Source organism: Streptomyces solincola, assembly GCF_002982015.1.
GTDB classification, from domain to species: Bacteria; Actinomycetota; Actinomycetes; order Streptomycetales; family Streptomycetaceae; genus Streptomyces; species Streptomyces solincola.
The window spans coordinates 1-5,496 of the sequence record NZ_PVLV01000060.1 but is presented as its reverse complement, the minus strand read 5'-3'; the positions used below and the strand labels follow the sequence as shown (position 1 = coordinate 5,496).

At 71.9% G+C, this 5,496-nt stretch carries 5 protein-coding genes; 2 read left to right on the top strand and 3 right to left on the bottom strand.

Annotated features, from left to right (window positions below):
• Nucleotides 1-68 precede the first annotated feature (68 nt).
• Genes galK through galT form a run of 3 tightly spaced genes read right to left on the bottom strand, consistent with a single transcriptional unit; the run spans nucleotide 69 to nucleotide 3,279 of the window.
• Nucleotides 69-1,262: a galactokinase gene (gene galK, locus C6N75_RS04445; protein ID WP_105867520.1), complete on the bottom strand. Its 1,194-nt coding sequence runs from the start codon at nucleotides 1,260-1,262 to the stop codon at nucleotides 69-71.
• A gap of 11 nt (nucleotides 1,263-1,273) precedes the next feature.
• Nucleotides 1,274-2,239: a UDP-glucose 4-epimerase GalE gene (galE, locus tag C6N75_RS04440; RefSeq protein ID WP_105867519.1), complete on the bottom strand. Its 966-nt coding sequence runs from the start codon at nucleotides 2,237-2,239 to the stop codon at nucleotides 1,274-1,276.
• Nucleotides 2,236-3,279: a galactose-1-phosphate uridylyltransferase gene (gene galT / locus C6N75_RS04435; RefSeq protein ID WP_105867518.1), complete on the bottom strand. Its 1,044-nt coding sequence runs from the start codon at nucleotides 3,277-3,279 to the stop codon at nucleotides 2,236-2,238. The genes galE and galT overlap by 4 nt, the downstream gene beginning before the upstream one ends.
• Nucleotides 3,280-3,541: 262 nt before the next feature.
• On the opposite strand from galT, the gene C6N75_RS04430 reads away from it, so the two are divergent.
• Complete coding sequence (locus C6N75_RS04430) at nucleotides 3,542-5,212, top strand: sodium:solute symporter family protein (RefSeq protein ID WP_105867517.1); 1,671 nt, start codon at nucleotides 3,542-3,544, stop codon at nucleotides 5,210-5,212.
• Nucleotides 5,213-5,233: 21 nt separating this feature from the next.
• The coding region (locus C6N75_RS04425; RefSeq protein WP_105867516.1) for a hypothetical protein at nucleotides 5,234-5,496 on the top strand (263 nt) is incomplete at its 3' end.

The window sequence follows — 5,496 nt, the reverse complement described above, 5'->3', positions numbered from 1 at the left end:
CGTGAAGAGGAAGCCCCCGCCCCCGCAGGAAGTGCCCACCTCCGTAGGCGGCCCTCGGGGTCCGCTCCTCAGCTCACCCGCCGCGCTCCCGCCGACGGGATGGCCGGGAAGACGCGCGGGGCGGTGTGGCCGGCCGCGGCGAAGGCGTCCTCGACGGCCTTGGTGACCGCCTCGGCGTCCCCGCTCTCCACCAGCACCACCGCCGAGCCGCCGAAGCCGCCGCCGGTCATCCGCGCGCCCAGCGCGCCCGCCGCGTTCGCCGCCTCGACCACCAGGTCCAGCTCCGGAGCGGAGACCCGCAGGTCGTCCCGGAGCGAGACATGGCCCTCGGTGAGCACCGGACCGACCGCGCGGGCGTCGCCCGCGTCCAGCAGCGCCATGGTCCGGCGTACCCGCTCGTTGTCGGAGACGACATGGCGGACGTACGCCCGGACGGTCGGGTCCTCCAGTCGGTCCAGGGCCTCGGGCAGGCGGGCGTACCCGACATCGCGCAGGGCGCGCACTCCGAGCGCCCGCGCGCCCGCCTCGCAGCCGGCGCGCCGCTCGGCGTACGCGCCGTCACCGAGCGCGTGCTTGACCCGGGTGTCGACCGCCAGCAGGGCCAGGCCCTGGGCGGCGAGGTCGAAGGGGACCTGGCGCAGGGAGAGGTCGCGGGTGTCCAGGTGCAGCAGGTGGCCCTCGGCGGCGCAGGCGGAGGCCGTCTGGTCCATCACCCCGCAGGGCACCCCGACGAAGGCGTTCTCGGCGCGCTGCCCGATCCGCGCCAGCTCGGGGCGGGTCAGCCCCAGCCCGTGCAGGTCGTTCAGCGCGAGCGCGACGACGATCTCGAGGGCGGCCGAGGAGGAGAGGCCCGCGCCGGTGGGCACGGTGGAGGCGAGATGGACGTCCGCGCCGCCGGTGACGGCGTGGTGCCCGGCCTCCCGCAGCGCCCACACCACGCCGGCCGGGTACGCGGCCCAGCCGTGTACCCGGCCGGCCCCGTCCTCCGGCCGCAGCCCGGCCGCGTCGAGGGTGACCACGCCCTCGGCGGAGTCGGCCGAGTGCACCCGCAGCCGGCCGTCGGTGCGCCGGGAGACGGCGGCGACCGCGGTGTGCGGCAGCGCCAGCGGCATCACGAAGCCGTCGTTGAAGTCGGTGTACTCGCCGATCAGGTTGACCCGGCCGGGTGCGGCCCAGAGGCCCTCGGGGGCGGAGCCGTAGAGCCGGGTGAAGCCCTCGGCGACGGCGCGCGCGGACTCCTCCGGGGTGGCCGGGGCCCCCACCGGCGGCCCGCTCACGCGCGCACCCCGTGCAGCGCGCGGGCGAATTCCCAGGCGTCGGCGACGATGCCGGCCAGGTCGGCGCGGCGGGGCCGCCAGCCGAGCCGGTCGCGGGCGACGTCGGCGGAGGCGACCAGCACGGCCGGGTCGCCGGCCCGGCGCGGGGCGGCGGTCTCCGGGATCGGGTGGCCGGTGACCTCGCGTACCGTCTCGATGACCTGGCGGACCGAGAAGCCGCTGCCGTTCCCGAGGTTGCAGATCAGGTGCTCGGCCGGGCGGACCGCGTCCATGGCCAGCAGATGGGCCTCGGCGAGGTCGGCGACGTGGATGTAGTCGCGCACGCAGGTGCCGTCCGGGGTCGGGTAGTCGTCGCCGTAGACGCTGATGGACTCGCGGCGGCCCAGCGCCACCTGGAGGACGAGCGGGATCAGGTGCGACTCGGGTTCGTGCCGCTCGCCCTGCCCGCCGTACGCCCCGGCGACGTTGAAGTAGCGCAGCGAGGCGGCGGCCAGGCCGTGCGCCCGCGCCTCGCCGGTGATCATGTGGTCGACGGCCAGCTTGGACGCCCCGTAGGGGCTGGTGGGCGCGGTGGGGTCGGTCTCGGCGATTCTCTCCGAGACCGGCTCGCCGTAGGTCGCGGCGGTGGAGGAGAACACCAGCCTGCGCACCCCGGCGTCCCGCATCGCGGCGAGCAGCGCGAGGGTGCCGCCGACGTTGTTGGACCAGTACTTCTCGGGGTCGGTCACCGACTCGCCGACCTGCGAGAACGCGGCGAAGTGCAGCACCCCGTCGAAGGAGGGGTCGATGTGCTCGGCGGCGTCCTGGACGCGGCCCTCGACGAAGTCCGCGCCGGCCGGGACGCCGGCCCGGAAGCCGGTGGAGAGGTCGTCCAGGACCGTGACCTCGTGCCCGGCCCGCAGCAGGTGGGCGGCGACGACTCCGCCCACGTAGCCGGCCCCGCCCGTCACCAGATACCTCATGTGCTCGCAACCTCTCGCAGTCGGCGTGCCGCGGTCTCGGGCGGCACGTCGTTGATGAACACGCTCATGCCGGACTCCGAGCCCGCGAGGAACTTCAGCTTGCCGGACGTCCTCCGTACGGTGAACAACTCCAGGTGCAGGGCGAAACCCCCGCGTCGCGGATCGCGCAGCGGGGCCTGGTGCCAGGCGGAGATGTACGGGGTGGGCGGCTCGCCCTCGCCGAAGATCCGGTCGAAGCGGCGCAGCAGCTCCAGGTAGACGCCTCCGAACTCGGCGCGGGCCGCGTCGTCCAGCGCCCGCAGGTCGGGCACCCGGCGCTTGGGGTAGAGGTGGACCTCGTACGGCCAGTGCGCGGCGTAGGGCACGAAGGCGGTCCAGTGCGCGGTGTCCAGCACGATCCGCTCGCCGTCGGCGGCCTCGCGGGCGAGCACGTCGTCGAAGAGGTTGCGGCCGGTCCCGGCGTGGTGGGCCGCCAGCGAGTCGAGCATCCGCTCGGTGCGCGGGGTGGTGAAGGGGTAGGCGTAGATCTGCCCGTGCGGGTGGCCGAGGGTGACGCCGATCTCCGCGCCCCTGTTCTCGAAGCAGAAGACCTGTTCGACGCCGGGCTGCTCGGACAGTTCGGCGGTGCGGTCGGTCCACGCCTCCAGCACCAGCGCGGCCTGCTCCTCCGTGAGGTCGGCGAAGGAGGCGTCGTGGTCGGAGGTGAAGCAGACCACCTCGCACCGCCCGGAGTCGCCGGCCAGGGAGGGGAAGCGGTTCTCGAAGACGGCGACGTCGTAGTCGGGCGCCGGGATCTCGGTGTGCCGGCCGCCGGCGGAGGGGCACAGCGGGCACTCGTCGGCCGGTGGGTGGTAGGTGCGGCCCTGCCGGTGCGAGGCGACGGCCACCGAGTCGCCGAGCAGCGGGTCGCGGCGGATCTCGGAGGTGGTGGCGACGGCGTCGAGCGGCCGGGGGTCGGGATCGTCGCGCACGGTGTCGTCGCGCAGGTCGTAGTAGACCAGCTCACGGCCGTCGGCCAGTCGGGTCGGCGTCTTCTTCACTCCGGGCTCCTCATACCACCACACAGACCAAAACCAAACACAATCAAACACCCACCCACATGGCACGTCAACGAAGCGGGTGCCTCCGCCGCGTCGCACCCGCCACGTCCGCGCTACGGTAAGCGCTTTCCTCGGACATTTGCACCCCCGGGACGGGCTCACCATCACAATCAAACAAAGAAGCTGAGCACATCTGTTCATTTTCGTCGCACAGAGGCGTAGGTTCCGTGGCTGTTCCGCACCCGCGACGAAGCGAGTACCCATGCATGTGCTGGCCGCAGAGCTACGGCTCCCCACCAACTGGCTCGACTACCTGATCCTGGCGATCTACTTCGTCGTGGTCCTGGGCATCGGCTTCGCCGCCCGGGCGAGCGTCAAGACGAGCCTCGACTTCTTCCTCTCCGGGCGCTCACTGCCCGCCTGGGTGACCGGCCTCGCCTTCGTCGCCGCCAACCTGGGCGCCACCGAGATCCTCGGCATGGCCGCCACCGGCGCGCAGTACGGCGTGGCCGTCGTGCACTGGTACTGGGTCGGCGCGATCCCCGCCATGGTCTTCCTCGGCCTGGTGATGATGCCGTTCTACTACGGCTCCAAGGTCCGCTCGGTGCCCGAGTTCCTGCTGCACCGCTTCGACAAGCCGGCCCACCTGCTCAGCTCCGGGCTGTTCGCGTTCGCCTCGATCCTGATCTCCGGCGTCAACCTCTACGCCCTGTCGATCGTCGTCGAGGCGCTGCTGGGCTGGCCCCAGTGGGTCTCCATCGTGGTCGCCGGCTTCTTCGTGCTCGCCTACATCACCGTCGGCGGCCTGTCCTCGGCGATCTACAACGAGGTGCTGCAGTTCTTCGTCATCCTCGCCGCCCTCATCCCGCTGACCATCCTCGGCCTGAAGCGGGTCGGCGGCTGGGACGGCCTCACCGACACCCTCGGCAAGCAGCACGGCGCGGACTTCCTCTCCGCCTGGGGCGGCACCGGCATCGGCGACGCCAACCCGCTCGGCGCGAACTGGCTGACCATCGTGCTCGGCCTCGGCTTCGTGCTCTCCTTCGGCTACTGGACCACCAACTTCGCCGAGGTGCAGCGCGCGCTGTCCGCCAAGAACCTCTCCGCCGCCAAGCGCACCCCGCTGATCGCGGCGTTCCCCAAGATGTTCATCGTCTTCGTGGTGATGATCCCCGGCCTGGTCGCCGCCGCGCTCGTACCCGGGATCGGCATGGACGGCTCCGGGCTGACCTACAACGACGCCATCCCGCTGCTGATGTCGGAGCTGCTGCCCAACGGCGTCCTCGGCATAGCCGTCACCGGCCTGCTCGCCGCCTTCATGGCCGGCATGGCCGCCAACGTCTCGTCCTTCAACACCGTCTTCACCACCGACATCTGGCAGAAGTACGTCGTCACGGACCGCCCCGACGCCTACTACCTGAAGTTCGGCCGGCTGATCACCGCGATCGGCGTCGTCGCCTCCATCGGCACCGCCTTCCTCGCGGCCAGCTTCTCCAACATCATGGGCTACCTCCAGACCCTGTTCTCCTTCTTCAACGTGCCGCTGTTCGTGGTCTTCATCATCGGCATGTTCTGGAAGCGCGCCTCGGTCAAGTCCGGCTTCTACGGCCTGCTGGCCGGCACCGGCGCCGCGATGGTCAACTACTTCGTCGTCTACAAGCAGGGCGTCATCGCCATCCCCACCGACCAGGGCGCCAACTTCGTCTCCGCCATCGTCGGCTTCGTCGCCGGCGCGGTCGTCATGGTGGCCGTCACCCTCTTCACCGCCCCCAAGCCCGAGGCGGAGCTGGCCGGGCTCGTGTACGGGACGCGCTCGCCGGGCATGGAGGAGCCGCCCGCCGAAGGCGACGACGCCTGGTACCGCCGCCCGGCGCTGCTCGGCTGGGGCGCCGTCGTCCTGGCCGCCGCCCTGTACCTCCCGTACTCCCTCTGATCCGCCCCGGAGGCACCAGACATGTCCGACGTGCAGCGCGAAGTCTCCGAACTGGAGCGCAAGTCCGCCACCGCCGCCCGGCTGTTCGACATCCGGCGCATCATCGGGGGCCTGTTCACGATCTACGGGATCATCGTCACCATCGCCGGCCTCACCGCGTCCGACGCCGACCTGGACAAGGCCGTCGGCGTCAACGTCAACCTGTGGACCGGGCTCGGCATGCTCGCTCTCGGCGTCTTCTTCCTGGTCTGGCTGAAGCTGCGCCCCACCGCGCCCCCGCCGCC

Excerpts from the sequence above, each read along its gene's own strand:
- C6N75_RS04430 (WP_105867517.1), top strand. The coding sequence starts at position 3,542 with ATGCATGTGCTGGCCGCAGAGCTACGGCTCCCCACCAACTGGCTCGAC.
- galE (WP_105867519.1), bottom strand. The coding sequence starts at position 2,239 with ATGAGGTATCTGGTGACGGGCGGGGCCGGCTACGTGGGCGGAGTCGTC.